We start from the raw sequence: 17,823 nt of genomic DNA, 5'->3' as shown, positions 1-17,823 counted from the left end.
CAGGCCCCTCCGCGGGCAGGGGATACTTGGGCGATGATCGCCGGGGCGCGCAGGCGCGAGTCGACCGCCCTCCCCCCACCCCCACCACCGGCGGCCGCGGAGCTCGACCGCGTCCGGGACGCGGTCTCCGCCGCGCTCGGGGGCTTCCTGGACGTCCAGCGCGAGACGCTGGCCGGTATGGACGCGGCGCTGGTGCCGGTCGCCGAGGAGGTCCGGGCCCTGGCCGCGGGCGGCAAGCGGCTGCGGCCGCTGTTCGCCTACTGGGGCTGGCGCGGCGTGCGGGCCGAGGGCCCGGGTGAGGACGACGCCGCGGTGCTGCGGGCGGTCGCCGCGCTCGAGTTCGTCCACGCCAGCGCGCTGGTGCACGACGACGTCATGGACGGCGCCCTGACCCGCCGCGGCCGCCCGGCCACGCACGTGGGGTTCGCCACCCGCCACGGCGAGGGCCGGCTCACCGGTGACCGCGCCGCGTTCGGGGTCGGCGCGGCGATCCTCGTCGGCGACCTCGCACTGGTGTGGTCCGACGAGCTGCTGCGCTGCTCCGGCCTCTCCCCCGCCGCGCTCGGCCGGGCCCGCGCCGTCTGGGACACCATGCGCACCGAGGTCACCGCCGGTCAGTACCTCGACCTGCTGCGCGCCGCCGGCGGGCTGCCCGGCGCCCAGGGCGCGCTCACCGTCGCCCGGTACAAGAGCGCCGGCTACACCGTGCAGCGGCCGCTGCAACTCGGCGCGGCCATCGCCGGGGCCGGCGACCGCGCCGCGGAGGTCTACACCGCCGTCGGGCTGCCGCTCGGCGAGGCATTCCAGCTGCGCGACGACGTCCTCGGGGTGTTCGGGGACCCCTCGGTGACCGGGAAGTCGGCCGACGACGACCTGCGCGAGGGCAAGCAGACGCTGCTGGTCGCCCTGGCCGAGGAGGCCGCGGACGCCGGCGGACGCCGGCTGCTGGCCGACCTGCTCGGCAACCCCGACGCGACCCACGCGGACTTCGACGCGCTGCGCGCCCTCATGGAGGCCACCGGCGCCCGCGCGGAGGTCGAGGCGCGCATCGCCGAGCAGACCGCGCTGGCCCGGACGGCGATCGCCGAGGCCCCCCTGGCCGAGGACGCCCGCGCCGCGCTGGACGCACTGGCGGTCGCCGCGACCACCCGCACCGCCTGATGGTCCGCACCGTCCCCGGGCCGACCGACCGCGTCGTCGTCGTCGGCGCCGGGCTGGCCGGGCTGTCGGCGGCGCTGCGGCTGCGCGGCGCCGGCCGCGAGGTCACCGTCGTCGAGCGCGGGCCCGGCCCCGGCGGGCGGGCCGGCCGGGTGGAGGAGCGCGGCTACGCCCTCGACACCGGCCCCTCGGTGTTCACCGCGCCGGAGCTGCTCGCCGACACCCTCGCCGCGGTCGGCGAGAAGCTCGACGACCGGCTGGCCCTCGTGCCGCTGGCGACCACCTACCGGGCGCAGTTCGCCGACGGCTCGCACCTGGACGTGCACGCGGACCTCGACGCGTTCTCCGCCGAGGTGGCCGCGCTGTGCGGCCCGGCCGAGGCCGACGCGCTGCGCCGCTACCTCGCCGACCTTGCGGCGCTCTACCGGCTGCAGCTGGACACCTTCATCGACCGCAACCTCGACGGCCCGCTGGACCTGCTCGGTCCCCAGCTCCTGGCGCTGGTCCGGCGCGGCGGGTTCGGCCGGCTGTCGAACCACGTGGCCCGGTTCTTCGCCGACGACCGGCTGCGCCGGCTGTTCAGCTTCCAGGCGCTGTACGCGGGGGTCAGCCCCCACCGGGCGATCGCCGCCTACGCCGTCATCGCCCAGCTCGACATCGGCGCCGGCGTGTGGCACCCGGTGGGCGGGATCGCCGCCGTCCCCCGGGCCCTGGCCGCGGCCGCCGCCGACGCCGGCGTCGGGTTCCGGTACGGCACGGCGGTGCGGGAGCTGGTGACCTCCGGACGCCGGGTCACCGGCGTGGTGCTGGACGACGGCGAGCGGTTACCGGCCGACGCCGTGGTGGTGACCGTCGACGCGCCGCACCGGCTGGTGCCCGGCCTGCGGGCCCCCCGCCGGCCGGTCTACTCCCCCAGCTGCGTCGCGCTGCACGTCGGCGTCCGCGCCCAGCTGCCCGGGCAGGCACACCACACGATCAGCTTCGGCGCCGCCTGGCGCGAGGTGTTCGACGAGCTGACCCGCGAGGGGCGCCCGATGACCGACCCGAGCCTGCTGGTCTCCATGCCGTCGGTCACCGACCGCAGCCTGGCCCCCGACGGCGGCCAGGTGCTCAGCGTCGTGGCCCCCACCCCGAACCTGGACCCGCGCAGCGGCGGCAACCCCGACCTGGACTGGACGACGCTCGGCTCGCGCTACCGCGACGAGGTGCTGGCCACCCTGGAGGCCCGCGGCTGGACCGGGCTGACCGGCGCGATCGAGGTGGAGCGCATGGACACACCGCAGACCTGGGCCGCGCAGGGCATGGCCGCCGGCACGCCGTTCGCGCTGGCCCACACCTTCGGTCAGACCGGGCCGTTCCGCCCCGCCACGCTCCCCCGCCGCGGGCCGGAGAACGTGGTCCTCGCGGGGTCCTCGGTGCAGCCGGGTGTCGGGTTGCCGATGGTGGTCATCAGCGGCCGGCTGGCGGCGGAACGGATCACGGGATGACGACGACGGACCGACCGCTCACCCAGGCCGAGCGGCAGGTGCGGCTGACCGCCGCCTACCGGCGCTGCGCGGCGATCGCGGCCCGGCACGGCAAGAGCTACCACCTGGCCACCCGGCTGCTCACCGCCGACCGCCGTCCGGCGGTCCACGCCCTCTATGCCGCGGCCCGCACCGCCGACGACCTCGTCGACCACCCCGGCGCCGACCCGGCCGGCGACCTCGCCGACTGGTCCCGCGCGGTGCTGGCCGAGCTGGAGGCCGGCTGGTCCGACGACCCGGTGCGGCTGGCGCTGGTGCACACCTACCGCCGGTACGCCATCCCGGTGGAGCACCTGGTCGACTTCCTCGCCGCGATGACCAGCGACCTGGAGGTCACCGGCTACGCCGACATGGACGCCCTCGACCGCTACACGTGGGGCTCGGCGGCGGTCATCGGCCTGCAGGTGCTGCCGGTGCTGGGCACCGCGCCGGGGGTCCTCCGCCAGGAGGCCGAGCCGCACGCCATCGCGCTCGGCGAGGCGTTCCAGCTGACCAACTTCCTCCGCGACGTCGCCGAGGACGTCGACCGCGGCCGGGTCTACCTGCCCGCCGACCTCATGGCCGCACACGGCGTGACCCGCGAGCAGCTGGCGGCCAAGCGGTACGACGCGCGCTTCCGCGGGCTGATGCGGGAGATGGTGGCGATCGTGCGACGCCGCTACGACGACGCCGCCCCGGGGACGCCGATGCTCGCGCCGGAGTCCCGCGACTGCGTGCGCGCGGCCACCGACCTCTACGGCGGGATCCTCACCGAGATCGAGCGGGCCGACTACCGGGTCCTCGACCGCCGGGTGCGGGTGTCCAGGCCGCGGCGCCTGGCGGTGTTCGCCCGCCGGTTGACCGCCGCCCAGCTCGCCAGGGTGAGGGTCACCATGGCGAACCCGAACAGCAGGTCCTCGACCGGGGCGTAGGCGATCCGCGGCCCCCAGATGGTCCCCGGGTCGTAGGTCACCACCCCCAGCCCGGTGAGCACGCCGTTCACCAGCAGCTGGAAGGTCACGACGATCGCGTAGGCCAGCCAGAACACCGGCCGGGTGACCATCCGCGTCCGGTAGACCGCGAGGTCCACGACGAGGACGGCGACGACCGCCAGCACGGCCAGCGTCGAGTAGCTCACCGCCGCGCCCCGCCCCGTTGCCGGCGGTTCTCGTGCACGGCCGGCGCTGCAGGACCGGCAGTGCCCGAGGAACGCCCGCAGCGACCCCTCACCGTTCGGCCTCCTCGGCCGGGTAGCCGGCGTCCCAGCCCGTCACGCGCCGCACCGCCTCCAGCGCCATCACCGAGCACAGCGGGACGACGAGGAAGAAGAGCACCTCCTCGACCGGGATGCCGCCGGGCAGCCGGACGCCGAGGGTGAGCTCGTCGGAGTAGTCCCAGTGGCCCTGCGCGATCGCGTAGAGCACCCAGGCGACGAAGACGACGAACTCCGGGACCACCGCCAGCAGCAGCCGCCGCCAGCGGGCGTAGACCCGGACCCGCAGGACCAGCTCCAGGGGCGCGGTGACGACCAGGCAGCCGGCCAGCAGTGCCAGGTACGTCAGGGAGCCCACGAGCGGGTCAGAACGCCAGCGCCTGGGCCCGGCGGGTGACCTCGGTGTGCCGGTCGCTGCGCAGCGCCTCGACCGGGGTGCCCGGCAACGACTCGTCGGCGCGGAAGAGCCACTCGAACACCTCCTCGTCGCTGTACCCGCCGTCGCGCAGGACGGTGATCAGGCCCGGCAGGTGCTTGAGGACCGCCCCGTCCCGGAAGAAGTCGGCGGGGATCCGGCTGTTGCCGCTGCCGGGGACGGCGAGGAGCTTCCGCTCGCGCAGCAGCTGACGGACCCGGTTGGGCGAGACCCCCAGAACAGCGGCGACCTCCGCGGGGGTGAACGTCTCCATAGGCTCCGAGCCTATGGCGCGCGAGCAGCAGACACCGCCGGCACCCGCCCTGCCGGGTCAGCGCCGCTCCGGCGAGGGGCCCGACGACGCGCCCGGGCCCGACCTGCTCGACCTCGAGGCGCTGGAGGCCCGGGCCCGGGAGCTGCTCCCCGCCGACGTCGCCGGCTACTACGCCGGCGGCGCCGAGGGCGAGGTCACCCTCCGCGAGGCTCCGGCCGCGTGGCGGTCCTGGCGGCTGCGTCCCCGCGTGCTGCGCGGCCCGGCCACGGTCTCCCTCACCACGACGCTGCTGGGCTCCGAGGTCGCGACGCCGGTCGGTGTGGCGCCGTGGGCCTACCAGGCGATGGCCTCGCCCGCGGGCGAGCGCGGCACCGCCGAGGGCGCGGCCGCCGCCGGCGCGCTGATGACCGTCTCGACCTCGGCGAGCACCGGGCTGGCCGAGGTCGCGGCCGTCGCGCCGTCCGCCCCCAAGTGGTTCCAGCTCTACCGGGTGCACTCCCCGGCCCACACCGACGACCTCGCCCGCCGGGCCCGCGCCGCCGGCTACCGCGCCCTGGTGCTCACCGCGGACATGCCCGTCTACGGACGGCGGCTGCGCGACCTGCGCGCCGCCTTCGCCCTGCCCGCGGACCTGCCCGTCCCCAACCGCCCGGACGGCGGCGACCCCGCCGACGTCCCCGTCTGGACCTTCGACGACGTCGGCCGCTTCGCCGACCTCTCCGGCCTGCCGGTCGTCGTCAAGGGCGTGCTCCGCGGGGACGACGCGGCCCGCTGCGTGCAGGCGGGAGCGGCGGCGGTGTGGGTCTCCACCCACGGCGGGCGGCAGGCCGACCCGGTGGTGGCCAGCGCGCACGCCCTTCCCGAGGTGGTCGAGGCGGTCGCCGGCGAGGCGGAGGTGTACGTGGACGGCGGCATCCGCGCCGGCTCCGACGTCCTCACCGCCCTGGCCCTGGGCGCCCGCGCGACGTTCGTCGGCCGGCCGGCCGTGTGGGGCCTGGTGACCGGCGGCGCCGAGGGGGTGACCCGCGTGCTGGCCGGGCTGACCGCCGAGCTGGCGCACACGATGGCGCTGTGCGGCGTTCCCGACGTCACCGCCGTCCCCCGGGACACGGTGACCGAGGCCCCCGGGGAGCGCCGCTAGGATCACCCCGGGGCCGTGACTGGCGCATCGAGGTGGGACCGACCACCGGGGAGCGGCCCGCACCACCCCGCCGGGCGCCTGGGCACCTCCTGACTCGACACCCGCGCTGGAGCCCCTCATGACCGACGCGACCGCCTCCTTCGACTCCGCCACCGCCTCGGCGGCATACCGCAGCGCCCTGCAGGTGATCGGGGCCGTCGAGCCCCGCGTGGCCGAGGCGATCGGCGCCGAGCTCGCCGACCAGCGGACCTCGCTGAAGCTGATCGCCAGCGAGAACTACGCCAGCCCCGCCGTCCTGCTGACGATGGGCAACTGGTTCAGCGACAAGTACGCCGAGGGCACCGTGGGGCACCGCTTCTACGCCGGGTGCCAGAACGTCGACACCGTCGAGGCGCTGGCCGCCGAGCACGCCCGCGAGCTGTTCGGCGCCCCGTACGCCTACGTCCAGCCGCACTCGGGCATCGACGCCAACCTGGTCGCGTTCTGGGCGGTCCTGGCCACCCGGGTCGAGGCGCCCGCGCTGGAGAAGGCCGGCGTCCGGCACGTCAACGAGCTCACCGAGAGCGACTGGTCCGAGCTGCGCCACGCGCTCGGCGACCAGCGGATGCTGGGCATGTCCCTGGACGCCGGCGGCCACCTCACCCACGGCTTCCGCCCGAACATCAGCGGCAAGATGTTCGAGCAGTCCTCCTACGGCACCGACCCGGAGACCGGGCTGCTCGACTACGCCGCCGTCCGGGAGCGGGCGCGGGAGTTCCGCCCGCTGATCCTCATGGCCGGCTACTCCGCCTACCCGCGCCGGATCGACTTCGCGGCGATGCGCGAGATCGCCGACGAGGTGGGTGCCACCCTCGTGGTCGACATGGCGCACTTCGCGGGCCTGGTCGCCGGGAAGGTGTTCACCGGCGACTTCGACCCGGTGCCGCACGCGCACGTGGTCACCACCACCACGCACAAGTCGCTGCGCGGCCCGCGCGGCGGCGCGGTGCTGGCCCAGCCGGAGTACGCCGACGCCGTCGACCGCGGCTGCCCGATGGTGCTGGGCGGCCCGCTGCCGCACGTCATGGCCGCCAAGGCGGTCGCCTTCGCCGAGGCCCGCCGTCCGGAGTTCGCCGGCTACGCGCAGGCCGTCGCCGACAACGCCAGGACCCTCGCCGAGGGCCTGACCCGCCGCGGGGCGCGGCTGGTGACCGGCGGCACCGACAACCACCTGGTGCTCGTCGACGTCTCCGGCTTCGGCCTGACCGGGCGCCAGGCGGAGTCCGCGCTGCTGGACGCCGGCATCGTGACCAACCGCAACGCGATCCCGGCGGACCCCAACGGCGCCTGGTACACCTCGGGCATCCGGCTGGGAACGCCGGCGCTGACCACCCGCGGGTTCGGCGCGGCCGAGTTCGACCGCACCGCGGAGCTGATCGTCGACGTCCTCTCGGGCACCTCGCCGACCGCCACCCGGGACGGCTCGCCGTCCAAGGCCAAGTACGCCACCGCCGAGGGCCTGGCCGACCGCACGCGCGACGCGGCCGCCGAACTGCTCGACCGGCACCCGCTCTACCCCGGCCTCGACCTGTAGAAGGACCCCGGGAAGGACCCCGTCCTCCCCGCCCCTCGCGAGCTCGGGGCGGTGCCCTGGGCGGGGCCGTCCGCCCCTCGCGAGCTCGGGGCGGTGCCCTGGACGGGGCCACCCGCGGGATCGGCTCGTTGACCTCGACCGACGGGCCGAGCGTGGTGGGTGTGACGGGTGAACCGCCACACCGGTCACACCCGCGTGTAGGAGCGGCGAACAGCTCCGTCACTCCTACACTCGTGCAGGTGGACACCGCCGTGACCGACCCCGTGGTCGGCCTCGTACTGGAGGGGCGTTACCACCTCCAGGAGCGGCTGGCCCGCGGCGGCATGTCCACCGTCTACGCCGCGCAGGACCTGCGGCTGCACCGGACGGTCGCGGTCAAGGTCATGGCCGAGCACCTCGCCCACGACCCCACGTTCGTCGACCGGTTCACCCGCGAGGCGCGGGCCGCGGCAATGCTCAGCCACCCCAACGTCGTCTCGGTCAGCGACCAGGGCAGCGACCAGGGCCTGGTGTTCCTCGTCATGGAACTGGTCCGCGGTCGCACGCTGCGCGACCTGCTGCAGGCCCGCGGCCGGCTCACCATCGGCGAGGCGTTCGCCGTCCTGGAGCCGGTGCTCTCCGGGCTGACCGCCGCGCACCGCGCCGGCATCGTGCACCGCGACATCAAGCCGGAGAACGTCCTCATCGGGACCGACGGTGTGGTCAAGGTGGCCGACTTCGGCCTGGCCCGAGCCCTGACCGGCACCGGGCAGACCAGCCACACCGGCGGGGTGCTCATCGGCACGGTCGCCTACCTCTCCCCCGAGCAGCTCGAGCGGGGCAAGGCCGACGCGCGCAGCGACGTGTACGCCGCCGGGGTCGTGCTCTACGAGATGCTCACCGGCCACCCGCCCTACGGCGGCGACAGCCCGCTGGCGGTGGCCTACCAGCACGTGCACCACGACATGCCCACGCCCTCCGACGAGGTCCCCGGGATCCCGTGGGAGGTCGACGACCTCGTCGCCCGCACCACCCGCCGGGACCCGGTCCTCCGGCCGCTGGACGCCGGGGCGTTCCTCGCCGACCTCGAGGACGTGCGCCGCGACCTGGGCATCGAGCGGGTGCCCGTGCCCACCGGCCGCAGCACCGCCGGGCCCGGCACCCTGCGCCCCACCAACCGGCCCACCCGGCCGCGGCACCCCAGCGACCCCGGCCGCGACGGCGACCCGCGCACCGAGGTGCTCGGGGTCAACGGCACCCGGCCCGGCCGCGGCGGCCGCACCTCGATGCTGCCCGGCATGGGCGCCGGCCCGACCACCGACGTCGGCGGGCGCCGGCCCGGGCTCGAGCGCGCCCGGCCCGGCGTGCCGCAGCACATCCGCCGGCGGCGGGCCCGGTTCGCCTCCGCCCTGGTGTTCCTGCTGGCGGTCACCATCGGGGCGGTCGGCTGGTGGCTGGGCTCCGGCCGCTGGACGACGGTGCCGCAGCTGGTCGGCAAGGACCAGGCCGCCGCCATCGACCTGCTGCAGGAGGCGGGGCTGGACCCCGACTGCTGCGAGGAGCGGTTCAGCGAGGACGTCGCCGCGGGTGTGGTGATCTCCGCCGACCCCGACGGCGGCGAGGCGATCCGCGGCACCGACGTGGCGCTCGTCGTCTCCAAGGGCCCCGAGCGGTTCGAGGTCACCTCCGACATGGTCGGCCGCCCGAAGGACGAGGTCCTGGGCGAGATCGAGGAGTCCATCCCGGTCGTGGTCGAGGTCCAGCAGGACTACGACAACGACGTCCCGGTCGGCCACGTCACCGGCTTCGAGCCCGAGATCGGCACCGAGCTCAAGCGCGGCCAGGAGCTGATCGTCTACGTCAGCCGCGGGCACGAGCCGGTCACGGTGCCCGCCGTCGTCGGCCTGTCGCCCGAGGAGGCGACCGCCAACCTCGAGAGCCTCGGCTTCACCGTCAAGCGCGCCGAGGGGCGCAGCGCCGACGTCGACCCCGGCGAGGTCATGGCCGTCGACCCGGCCAGTGGCCAGCAGGCGCCCTACAAGAGCACGGTGACCATCCAGGTCTCGGTGGGGCTGCCGCAGGTGACCGTGCCGGACGTCGTCGGCAAGAGCGAGGAGGAGGCCACCGCGCTCCTCGAGGCCGCAGGGCTGCAGGTGAAGGTCAGCCAGTTCTTCGGCGACCGGGTGCTGCGGCAGAGCCCCCAGGCCGGTGAGGTCGTCGACATGGGGACCTCGGTGACCATCCTGGTGACCTTCGGATAGGACTGAGAACACTGCGTGCTGCTGCGGGTGTGCCGCCGATCGGCGCGCACATCCAGATCAAGGGCGGGCTGGCCAAGGGCGGCCTGGCCTACACCGACGACGTCGCCGCGCGGGCCGTGCAGGTCTTCGTCGGCAACCCCCGGGGCTGGAAGCTCACGCCGGGCGACCCACGGCAGGACGCACTGTTCACCGCCGGCTGCGCCGAGCGCGGGGTGCCCTCGTTCATCCACACACCCTTCCTGGTCAACGTCGGCTCCCCCACCGAGGCGACCGTCGAGCAGTCGATCGCCACCATCGCGCACAACCTGGCCCGCGGCGCCCAGCTCGGCTGCCGGGGCGTGGTCGTGCACGCCGGCTCCGCGGTCGGTGAGGACCGCTACGACGACGCACTGCGCCAGCTGCACGAGCGGCTGCTGCCGGTCCTGGAGGCGGCGCCCGACGACGGCCCGCGGCTGCTCGTCGAGCCCACCGCCGGCGGCGGGAAGTCGCTCGCCGCCACCGTCGAGGACCTCGGCCCGTACCTGGCGGCGCTGGAGCACCACCCCCTGGTCGGGGTCTGCTTCGACACCTGCCACGCCTGGGCGGCCGGCCACGACGTCTCCGTGCCGGGCGGGATGACCGCGACCCTCGACGCGCTGGAGGCCACCGTGGGCCCCGGCCGGCTGGGCCTCGTGCACGCCAACGACTCCCTCGACGCGTGCGGCTCCAAGCGGGACCGGCACACCACCATCGGCGCGGGCACCATCGGCGGCGGCGCGTACGGCACCGGCCCGTTCGCCGAGCTGCTGGCCCACCCGTCGATGGCCGGCGTCCCGGTCGTCGTCGAGACGCCCAGCGAGCGGGACGGCGTCCCGTGGGCCGGGCACGCGGCCGACATCGCGCTGTTGACGGCCCTGCGCGACACCCCTGAGGCCTCCGCCGCCTGACCCGCACGGTGACGCGCCCGTTCAGACCCGGGCCGTGACCGGCTGCTCGACCATCACCGCCGCGCCCCGCCGGACCTCACCGCCCTGGACGACGGCGGCGTACACGCCCACGTTCGCGTGGTTGTGCTGGGCCGCGGCGCGGAGGATGCCGGAGTCCTTCGGCAGGTCTCCCTGGGACAGCGTCGTCATCACGCAGCGGGGGCACGCCTCGGTGATGCTCAGCCGGACCCGGTCACCGATGCGCAGCGTGGAGCCGATCCAGTCGTTCTCCGCGAAACCGTCCACGTCGTCCGGGGTGCCGACCACGATGTTGGGGCGGAACCGCCGGACCTCGAACCGACCCTGCGGGTAGAGCTCGCGCAGCCGGTCCAGTGTCGCGGTGGTCAGGACGTGGACCGTCGCGAGGTCGAAGAACGTCCGTTCGGGCATGTCGAAGTCGGTGACGGTGTCCCGGTGGTCGAGGCCCTCCATGTCCGGCCAGTACTCCTCCGCCCGCGCGGGCTCCGGAGCCCGTGGGGTGGGCACCCCCGATACCGCCCCCGGCTGCCGACGGCGGTCGGCGGCCTCGAGACCCACCTCGCGCTGCAGCTCGTGGGAGAGCGTCCGGTCGAGGTCGCGTTGACCGCTGGTCAGGACCGTTCCGTCGGGCAGGGTGATCCGGACCGCCGGCAACTGTGCGCCGCGACGCGGCGCGTCCACGTAGGCGGCGCGGAAGTCGAACAGGTGCGGCCACTTCCGCGGGTTCTTGGCGCTGGCCACCTTGCCGGTCGAGCGGTCCACCAGCCCGTACGCGCGGTCACCCAGCAACCCCCTCTCCGTGACCTCGGACGCGTTGAGCTCCTCCCCCATCATCGACTTCACCGGGTACCGCCAGATCCCGACCACCGATCCCGCCTGCTGTTGCACGACGACCACCTCCGGACCAGGAGCTCTCTGGCCGCACCGGTCGCCGGGGACGTGCCGGAGCCGCAGGAGCGACCGGAACGGGCACGGTCAGTGGAGACGTCGCGTCCTCCTGGGCCATCACGCCTCCACGGAGCCCCGCGGGCCGGCCCACCGTCTCGCCGCCTCGCCCGCGGGTCCCGGCCACCACTGTCGGAACGCCCGCCGCCGGCGTCAACGGTCCGAGACCGGCCGGACGGCGCCGGGGCGATCCGCCTCGGACCGCTTGCAGGCGGTGACCCCGGGTGGCGGGTGCCCGCGGCGGCGTGCCCCCGCCGTTGACCGGCCGTAGGACGGATGTCGCGGTGATCCCGCACACTCCCGGCCGCGAGATCTGGGCACATCGACTCTTGGCCGTCCGTTAAGGGTGAGCTAACTTAGGGGTGCCTTTCCTTCCCTCGCCCCGGGAGTGCTGCGCGTGTACGTCTGCATCTGCTTCGCCGTGAGCGAGGCCCACCTGGCCGACGTCATCGCCGACGGCGCCCGCACCGAGGAGGAGGTCGGCGACGCCTGCTCCGCCGGCACCGGCTGCGGCAACTGCCTGGACCGCATCTGCGACCGGCTCCGCGCCGCCGACCCGCTGCACGGCCTGGAGCTGCGCGAGCCCGCCGCCTGAGGACAGGCCGCCCGTGCGGAGGCCGACCTGAGTCGTGCCTGGTCAGCGCGCCCCCGCTAGCCTCGGCCAGGACCGAGCCGAGGAGGGATCCCATGCAGGGTGACGCACGGGTCATCGAGTACCTGAACGAGCAGTTGACCAGCGAGCTGACCGCCATCAACCAGTACTTCCTGCACGCCAAGATGCAGGCCAACTGGGGCTACAACAGGCTGGCCGAGCACACCCGCGACGAGTCCATCGAGGAGATGCACCACGCGGAGTGGCTCACCGACCGCATCCTCTTCCTCGAGGGCCTGCCCAACTACCAGAGGCTCCTACCGCTGCGGATCGGGCAGACCGTCCGCGAGCAGTTCGAGTCCGACATGGCCATCGAGGTCGAGGTCCTGGCCCGGCTGCGCGAGGCGATCCCCTACTGCGAGTCGGTCGGCGACCGGGTCAGCAAGAACCTCTTCGAGAAGATCCTCGAGGACGAGGAGCACCACATCGACTACCTCGAGACCCAGCTGCACCTGCTCGACACCCTCGGCGAGCAGCTCTACCTGGCCGGTCAGATCGAGCACCCGACGCCCGGCGACCACGCCGAGTAGCCGCGTCCCGCGACGGGCCCGCACCCCAGCCGGGGTGCGGGCCCGTCCGCTGTCCCGGGAGTCGGCGGCACGAAGACACACCGCGTCCGCGCGGTGACTGGAAGTGATCTCTCCCGCAGGGTTTGCTGCGCACGGCCCGGCCGTCGGGACGGGCGCCGTCCGACCCCCTGGAGAGAACACCGTGCAGACCCGTCGCTCGATGGCCGCCGCGGCCCTCACCGTGCTCGCCACCGCGGGGGTCGGCGCCACCGCCGGCCCCGTGTCCGCCGCCCCGGGCTTCCCCCTGGCCTCCTACGTCGTCACGGTCGACCCCGACCGCTCACCGGCGGGGCTCGCCCACCGGGCGCGAGGACTGGGTGGCCAGGTCAGCCACGTCTACACCGCGGCGCTCAACGGCTTCGCGGTCCGCCTGCCCGTCCCGGCGGCGGCCGCGCTGTCCCGCCTGCCCGGCGTGCTCGACGTCGAGCCCGACCAGGTGGTGCAGGCCCGGCCGACCAAGTCCGGTTCCCCGGCACCGAACGCGACGCCCTGGGGTCTGGACCGCATCGACCAGCGCAACCTCCCGCTGAGCACCACGTACCGCTCGGCGCACACCGGTGCCGGCGTCACCGCGTACGTCATCGACACGGGCATCCGGTACGACCACGAGGACCTGAAGGACCGGCTGGCTCCCGGCTACGACGCCGTGGACGGCGGCACGGCAGAGGACTGCAACGGCCACGGCACCCACGTCGCCGGCACCATCGGCGGGACGACGAAGGGAGTCGCGGCCGGAGTCACGCTGGTCCCGGTCCGTGTCCTCGACTGCTCCGGCAGCGGGGCCTACTCCGACGTCATCGCCGGGATCGACTGGGTGACCGCGGAGCACGAGAAGGCCGTGGCGGAGGTCGCCTCGAGGCTCCGTCCGACGGCGGACGCGGTGGCCACCCTGAGCCTCGGCGGACCGGTCAGCGACGCACTCGACCAGGCGGTGGCGAACGCGATCGACGCCGGCATCACCGTCGCGGTCGCGGCCGGCAACGGCAACCAGGCGGGCAAGCCCCAGGACGCCTGCGCCACCTCCCCCGCGCGGGTGCCGGCAGCCCTCACGGTCGCCGCCTCCGACTCCGCCGACACCTCGGCGTCGTTCAGCAACTACGGGACCTGCGTCGACCTCTACGCACCCGGGGTGGGCGTCACCAGCGACTGGTACACGGGGTCGTCGGCCACCAACACGATCAGCGGCACCTCCATGGCGACGCCGCACGTCGCCGGCGTGGCGGCCCTCTACCTCCAGGCGCACCCGAGCGCCGGCCCGGGGACCGTCGCCACCGCGATCGCCGCAGACGCCACGACGGGGGTCGTCAAGCGGACGCTCACCGGCACCCCGAACCGCCTGCTCTACACGGCCCCGGCCACGACCGCCGGCTGACGCCGCACGCGAGGGCCCGGCCTCGACGGGGCCGGGCCCTCGCCGTCTCAGCGGTCGAGCACGCCGGCGAGGACGTCGGCGGCGCGGTCGATGCCGGCGCGGTCGACGTCGAGGTGGGTGACCAGCCGGATCCGGCGGGGGCTCACCTGGGAGACGAGCACGCCCTGCGCCTTCGCCGCCTGGGCCACCACCGGCGCGGCGACGTCGTCCAGCACCACCATGTTCGTCTCGACCGTCGCGGGGTCGACCCCGAGCCGCTTGGCCAGCACCTGCGCGTGCTCGTGGTCCTCGGCCAGGCGTGCCACGTGGTGCTCCAGCGCGTACCGGCCCGCCGCCGCCAGGACGCCGGCCTGCCGCATCCCGCCGCCGAGGCGCTTGCGCCACAGCCGGGCGGCCGCGATCCGCTCGGCTGAGGCCACCAGCACCGAGCCGACCGGCGCGCCCAGCCCCTTGGACAGGCACACCGACGCGGTGTCGGCCAGCCGCCCGTAGGTCGCCAGGTCGGTGCCCGAGGCGACGGCGGCGTTGAACAGCCGGGCGCCGTCGAGGTGGACGGCGACCCCGGCGTCCCGGGACCAGCTCCACAGCCGCTGCAGCTCGCCGAGCGGCTGGACCAGCCCGCCGCCGCGGTTGTGCGTGTTCTCCACGGCCACCGCGGCCGTGGCGGTCAGGTGCCAGTCGCCGCGCGGGCGGACCTGGGCGATCAGCGCGCCGGCGTCCAGCCGCCCGCCCTCGGACACCACCGTGCGGGTCGAGATGCCGAACACCGCCGCCGCCGCACCCATCTCGTAGGTGACCACGTGCGCGTCGGCGTCGCAGAGGACCTCCTGGCCGGGCTCGCAGACCAGCCGCATGCCGATCTGGTTGCCCATGGTCCCCGAGGGCACGAACAGCGCCGCCTCGTGACCCATGAGGTCGGCGACCCGCTCCTCCAGGTCCCGGATGGTCGGGTCCTCGCCGTAGACGTCGTCCCCCACCTCGGCCTCGGCCATCGCCCGGCGCATCCCTGGGGTCGGCCGGGTGACCGTGTCCGAGCGGAGGTCGACGAGCTCAGCCACGCAGCATCTCGGCGACGAGGAACGCCAGCTCCAGCGACTGGCCGGTGTTCAGCCGCGGGTCGCAGGCCGTCTCGTACCGGCTGTTGAGGTCCTCGTCGCTGATCTCCATCGCGCCGCCGAGGCACTCGGTGACGTCCTCACCGGTCAGCTCGACGTGGATCCCCCCCGGCCAGGTGCCCAGGGCCCGGTGGACGTCGAAGAAGCCGAGCACCTCGTCGACGACGCGGTCGAAGTGCCGGGTCTTGTACCCGGTCGAGGACTCGTGGGTGTTGCCGTGCATCGGGTCGCACTGCCACACGACCTGGTGCCCGCTCGCGGTGACCTTCTCGACGATCGGCGGGAGGACGTCGCGGACCTTGCCGTTGCCCATCCGGCTGATCAGCGTGAGCCGGCCGGGGACGCCGTCCGGGTCGAGCCGCTCGACCAGCTCGGTGGCCTGCTCGGGGGTGGTCGTCGGGCCGATCTTGACGCCGATCGGGTTGGCGATGCGGGAGAAGAACTCCACGTGCGCGCCGTCGAGCTGGCGGGTGCGCTCGCCGATCCAGACGAAGTGCGCCGACGAGGCGTAGGCCCTGCTCTCGTGCACGCGCAGCAGCGCCCGCTCGTAGTCGAGGATCAGCGCCTCGTGGCTGTTGTACAGCTCGACGCCGCGCAAGGCGGTGTCGTCGACCCCGCAGGCCTTCATGAACGCCAGCGCCCGGTCGATCTCGCGGGCGATCACCTCGTAGCGCACCCCGGCCGGGGAGTTGGCGACGAAGTCCTTGTTCCACTCGTGCACGCGGTGCAGGTCGGCCAGCCCGCCGCGGGCATAGGCGCGGATCATGTTCATCGCGGCGGCGGCGTTGGCGTAGGCCCGCACCAGCCGGTTCGGGTCGGGGATGCGCTTCTCGAGCACCGGCTCGAGGTCGTTGACCATGTCCCCGCGGTAGGAGGGCAGGCCCAGCGCGTCGGTGTTCGACGAGCGCGGCTTGGCGTACTGCCCGGCGACCCGGCCCACCTTCACCACCGGCACGCTGGCGCCGTAGGTGAGCACGACGGCCATCTGCAGCAGCGTCCGCGTGGTGCTCTGCAGGTGCGCGTCGGTGTTGAGGTCGAAGGTCTCCGCGCAGTCGCCGCCCTGCAGCAGGAACGCCCGGCCCTGCGCCACCTCGGCCAGCCGCGTGCGCAGCTCGTCGACCTCGCTGGGCGCCACGATCGGGGGCACCGAGGAGAGGGTGGACAGAACGGTGTCCAGCACGGCGCGGTCGGGCCACTCGGGCTGCTGGGCGGCGGGCAGTTCCCGCCACCGGTCCAGACCGGGGACCAGGTCCGCGGGATCGGGGAGCGTCACGCCTCCAGAGGGTACCGGGGGCCCAGGCCCCGTCCCGAGGCTCGCCCCGAGCCTGCGAGGGGTGAGGAGGACGGGGTCCTCCCTCAGCCGAAGAAGACCTCCACCTCGGAGTAGCGCTCCACGGGCACCAGCTTGAGCTGGGCGGTCGCCGCCGTCAGCGGCACCCGCACGATGTCGGTGCCGCGCAGCGCCACCATGACCCCGGACTCGCCGTCGTGCACGGCGTCGACGGCGGCCAGTCCGAAGCGGGTGGCCAGCACCCGGTCGAACGGGGACGGCGTCCCGCCGCGCTGCACGTGCCCGAGGACGACGCAGCGGGCCTCCCGGCCGGTGCGCTGCTCGATCAGCGAGGCCAGCGCGGTCCCGATCCCGCCCAGCCGGACGTGCCCGAAGGCGTCCTTTTCCCCCGCGGCCAGCACCAGGTCGCCGCCCTTGGCCTTCGCCCCCTCGGAGACGACGACGATCGGCGAGTACCCGGAATCGAACCGGTGCTGGCAGTGCGCGACCACGGCCTCGACGTCGAAGGGCTGCTCGGGGATGAGGACGACGGTCGCGCCGCCGGCCATGCCCGCGTGCAGCGCGATCCAGCCCGCGTGCCGGCCCATGACCTCGACGACGAGCGTGCGGTGGTGGCTGTCGCCGGTGGTGTGCAACCGGTCGATCGCCTCGGTGGCCACGCCCAGCGCGGTGTCGAAGCCGAAGGTGTAGTCGGTGGCGTCGAGGTCGTTGTCGATCGTCTTGGGGACGCCGACGATGCGCAGGCCCGCCTCGGCCAGCTTGGTGGCCACGCCCAGGGTGTCCTCCCCGCCGATGGGGATGAGTGCCTCGACACCCAGGCGCTCCAGGTTCGCCATGACCCGGTCGGGGCCGCCCTCCATCCCGTAGGGGTTGGTGCGGGAGGTGCCGAGGACGGTGCCGCCGCGGGGCAGGATGCCGCGGACCGCGGCGAGGTCCAGCGACACGGTGTCGGCGTCGAGCACGCCGCGCCAGCCGTCCCGGAAGCCGACGACCTGGTCCCCGTGCTGGACGGCCTTGCGGACCACCGCGCGGATCACCGCGTTGAGGCCCGGGCAGTCACCGCCGCCGGTCAGGATGCCGATGCGCATGTGCGTCCTCCGCGGGAAGGGTCTCCGCTGCTCAGGGGTTGGTGCGGGTCATGATGCCGCACCGGGGCCGGGAGCACGCGCGGCCCGCGTGATCGGGCCGTCACCGGCCCACCGGGGACCCTCGGCGGGCGGGTCGCCGCCCGCCCGTCCGGTCGGGACGACGTCGTCCCGGAGCTCACCGGGCACCCGGCGCGGACGGTGGCCGAGCACCTGCGCGCGCACCCGGGGGACGGGGCGCCCCTGGACGCCTGAGCGGGCGCCGGACGGGAGGAGAAGGGCCCTGTCCGCACCCCGGGCCGCGTCCTAGCGTCGGCGCCGCGCGTCCCTG

At 74.8% G+C, this 17,823-nt stretch carries 16 protein-coding genes, 1 pseudogene and 1 riboswitch; of the genes and pseudogenes, 10 read left to right on the top strand and 7 right to left on the bottom strand.

Annotated elements, in window-relative coordinates; genetic code table 11:
* Positions 1–33 precede the first annotated feature (33 nt).
* From ACI782_RS19585 to ACI782_RS19575, 3 genes are read left to right on the top strand one after another with little or no spacing between them, the layout of a single operon-like run.
* Positions 34–1,161: a polyprenyl synthetase family protein gene (locus ACI782_RS19585; RefSeq protein WP_456911757.1), complete on the top strand. Its 1,128-nt coding sequence runs from the start codon at positions 34–36 to the stop codon at positions 1,159–1,161.
* Positions 1,161–2,645, top strand: coding sequence for a phytoene desaturase family protein (gene crtI / locus ACI782_RS19580; RefSeq protein WP_456911756.1), 1,485 nt, complete (start codon positions 1,161–1,163; stop codon positions 2,643–2,645). The genes ACI782_RS19585 and crtI overlap by 1 nt, the downstream gene beginning before the upstream one ends.
* Positions 2,642–3,595 (top strand): phytoene/squalene synthase family protein, encoded by a 954-nt coding sequence (locus ACI782_RS19575; RefSeq protein WP_456911755.1) that lies wholly within the window; start codon positions 2,642–2,644, stop codon positions 3,593–3,595. Before crtI ends, ACI782_RS19575 begins: the two co-directional genes overlap by 4 nt.
* Here the strand turns inward: ACI782_RS19575 and ACI782_RS19570 are convergent.
* The 3 genes and pseudogenes from ACI782_RS19570 to ACI782_RS19560 form a co-directional block, all read right to left on the bottom strand.
* Positions 3,592–3,753 (bottom strand): annotated as a pseudogene (locus ACI782_RS19570) (lycopene cyclase domain-containing protein); the annotation flags it as partial. The gene ACI782_RS19575 and the pseudogene ACI782_RS19570 overlap by 4 nt on opposite strands.
* Before the next feature lie 136 nt (positions 3,754–3,889).
* Complete coding sequence (locus tag ACI782_RS19565; protein WP_456911754.1) at positions 3,890–4,234, bottom strand: lycopene cyclase domain-containing protein; 345 nt, start codon at positions 4,232–4,234, stop codon at positions 3,890–3,892.
* 7 nt (positions 4,235–4,241) lie between these two features.
* Positions 4,242–4,565 (bottom strand): Rv2175c family DNA-binding protein, encoded by a 324-nt coding sequence (locus tag ACI782_RS19560; RefSeq protein ID WP_456911753.1) that lies wholly within the window; start codon positions 4,563–4,565, stop codon positions 4,242–4,244.
* A 13-nt stretch (positions 4,566–4,578) separates the two neighbouring features.
* Here ACI782_RS19560 and ACI782_RS19555 point away from each other — a divergent pair, with 13 nt between their 5' ends.
* The 4 genes from ACI782_RS19555 to ACI782_RS19540 all read left to right on the top strand — a co-directional run bounded on the left by ACI782_RS19555 (position 4,579) and on the right by ACI782_RS19540 (position 10,445).
* Entirely contained in the window at positions 4,579–5,706 is a 1,128-nt protein-coding gene (locus tag ACI782_RS19555; RefSeq protein WP_456911752.1) for an alpha-hydroxy acid oxidase, read from the top strand.
* A 5-nt stretch (positions 5,707–5,711) separates the two neighbouring features.
* A riboswitch (ZMP/ZTP riboswitch) is annotated at positions 5,712–5,797 on the top strand.
* A gap of 27 nt (positions 5,798–5,824) precedes the next feature.
* On the top strand, positions 5,825–7,279 hold the full coding sequence (locus tag ACI782_RS19550; RefSeq protein ID WP_456911751.1) for a glycine hydroxymethyltransferase: 1,455 nt from the start codon (positions 5,825–5,827) through the stop codon (positions 7,277–7,279).
* A 239-nt stretch (positions 7,280–7,518) separates the two neighbouring features.
* Positions 7,519–9,519 (top strand): Stk1 family PASTA domain-containing Ser/Thr kinase, encoded by a 2,001-nt coding sequence (pknB, locus tag ACI782_RS19545; protein ID WP_456911750.1) that lies wholly within the window; start codon positions 7,519–7,521, stop codon positions 9,517–9,519.
* 29 nt (positions 9,520–9,548) lie between these two features.
* Positions 9,549–10,445, top strand: coding sequence for a deoxyribonuclease IV (locus ACI782_RS19540; RefSeq protein WP_456911749.1), 897 nt, complete (start codon positions 9,549–9,551; stop codon positions 10,443–10,445).
* A 21-nt stretch (positions 10,446–10,466) separates the two neighbouring features.
* On the opposite strand, the gene ACI782_RS19535 is transcribed toward ACI782_RS19540, so the two are convergent.
* Positions 10,467–11,351: an MOSC domain-containing protein gene (locus tag ACI782_RS19535; RefSeq protein ID WP_456911748.1), complete on the bottom strand. Its 885-nt coding sequence runs from the start codon at positions 11,349–11,351 to the stop codon at positions 10,467–10,469.
* Between the two features lie 454 nt (positions 11,352–11,805).
* Between ACI782_RS19535 and ACI782_RS19530 the strand changes: the two genes are divergently transcribed.
* From ACI782_RS19530 to ACI782_RS19520, 3 genes are all read left to right on the top strand, one after another.
* Positions 11,806–12,003, top strand: coding sequence for a (2Fe-2S)-binding protein (locus ACI782_RS19530; protein ID WP_456911747.1), 198 nt, complete (start codon positions 11,806–11,808; stop codon positions 12,001–12,003).
* Positions 12,004–12,095: 92 nt separating this feature from the next.
* Positions 12,096–12,590 carry a bacterioferritin gene (gene bfr / locus ACI782_RS19525; protein WP_456911746.1) on the top strand — a complete coding sequence of 165 codons (495 nt, stop codon included), beginning with the start codon at positions 12,096–12,098 and terminating at the stop codon, positions 12,588–12,590.
* A gap of 181 nt (positions 12,591–12,771) precedes the next feature.
* Positions 12,772–14,001 (top strand): S8 family peptidase, encoded by a 1,230-nt coding sequence (locus ACI782_RS19520; protein ID WP_456911745.1) that lies wholly within the window; start codon positions 12,772–12,774, stop codon positions 13,999–14,001.
* 47 nt (positions 14,002–14,048) lie between these two features.
* Here ACI782_RS19520 and ACI782_RS19515 read toward each other — a convergent pair whose 3' ends face one another.
* The 3 genes from ACI782_RS19515 to ACI782_RS19505 all read right to left on the bottom strand — a co-directional run bounded on the left by ACI782_RS19515 (position 14,049) and on the right by ACI782_RS19505 (position 17,495).
* The gene (locus tag ACI782_RS19515; RefSeq protein WP_456911744.1) at positions 14,049–15,059 is read right to left on the bottom strand and encodes a threonine aldolase family protein; all 1,011 of its coding nucleotides are present in this window, start codon (positions 15,057–15,059) and stop codon (positions 14,049–14,051) included.
* On the bottom strand, positions 15,052–16,389 hold the full coding sequence (locus tag ACI782_RS19510) for a class II 3-deoxy-7-phosphoheptulonate synthase (protein ID WP_456911743.1): 1,338 nt from the start codon (positions 16,387–16,389) through the stop codon (positions 15,052–15,054). The genes ACI782_RS19515 and ACI782_RS19510 overlap by 8 nt, the downstream gene beginning before the upstream one ends.
* Positions 16,390–16,472: 83 nt before the next feature.
* Entirely contained in the window at positions 16,473–17,495 is a 1,023-nt protein-coding gene (locus ACI782_RS19505) for a 6-phosphofructokinase (RefSeq protein ID WP_456911742.1), read from the bottom strand.
* Between the last annotated feature and the right edge of the window lie 328 nt (positions 17,496–17,823).

This window comes from Geodermatophilus sp. SYSU D00703, from assembly GCF_054050155.1.
Note: the sequence above shows the minus strand (reverse complement) of the source record. Positions and strands in the feature narration are given on the sequence as shown.

Coding starts and splice junctions, on each gene's coding strand:
- ACI782_RS19585 (WP_456911757.1), top strand. CDS start 34: ATGATCGCCGGGGCGCGCAGGCGCGAGTCGACCGCCCTCCCCCCACCC.
- crtI (WP_456911756.1), top strand. CDS start 1,161: ATGGTCCGCACCGTCCCCGGGCCGACCGACCGCGTCGTCGTCGTCGGC.
- ACI782_RS19575 (WP_456911755.1), top strand. CDS start 2,642: ATGACGACGACGGACCGACCGCTCACCCAGGCCGAGCGGCAGGTGCGG.
- ACI782_RS19560 (WP_456911753.1), bottom strand. CDS start 4,565: ATGGAGACGTTCACCCCCGCGGAGGTCGCCGCTGTTCTGGGGGTCTCG.
- ACI782_RS19555 (WP_456911752.1), top strand. CDS start 4,579: ATGGCGCGCGAGCAGCAGACACCGCCGGCACCCGCCCTGCCGGGTCAG.
- ACI782_RS19550 (WP_456911751.1), top strand. CDS start 5,825: ATGACCGACGCGACCGCCTCCTTCGACTCCGCCACCGCCTCGGCGGCA.
- bfr (WP_456911746.1), top strand. CDS start 12,096: ATGCAGGGTGACGCACGGGTCATCGAGTACCTGAACGAGCAGTTGACC.
- ACI782_RS19505 (WP_456911742.1), bottom strand. CDS start 17,495: ATGCGCATCGGCATCCTGACCGGCGGCGGTGACTGCCCGGGCCTCAAC.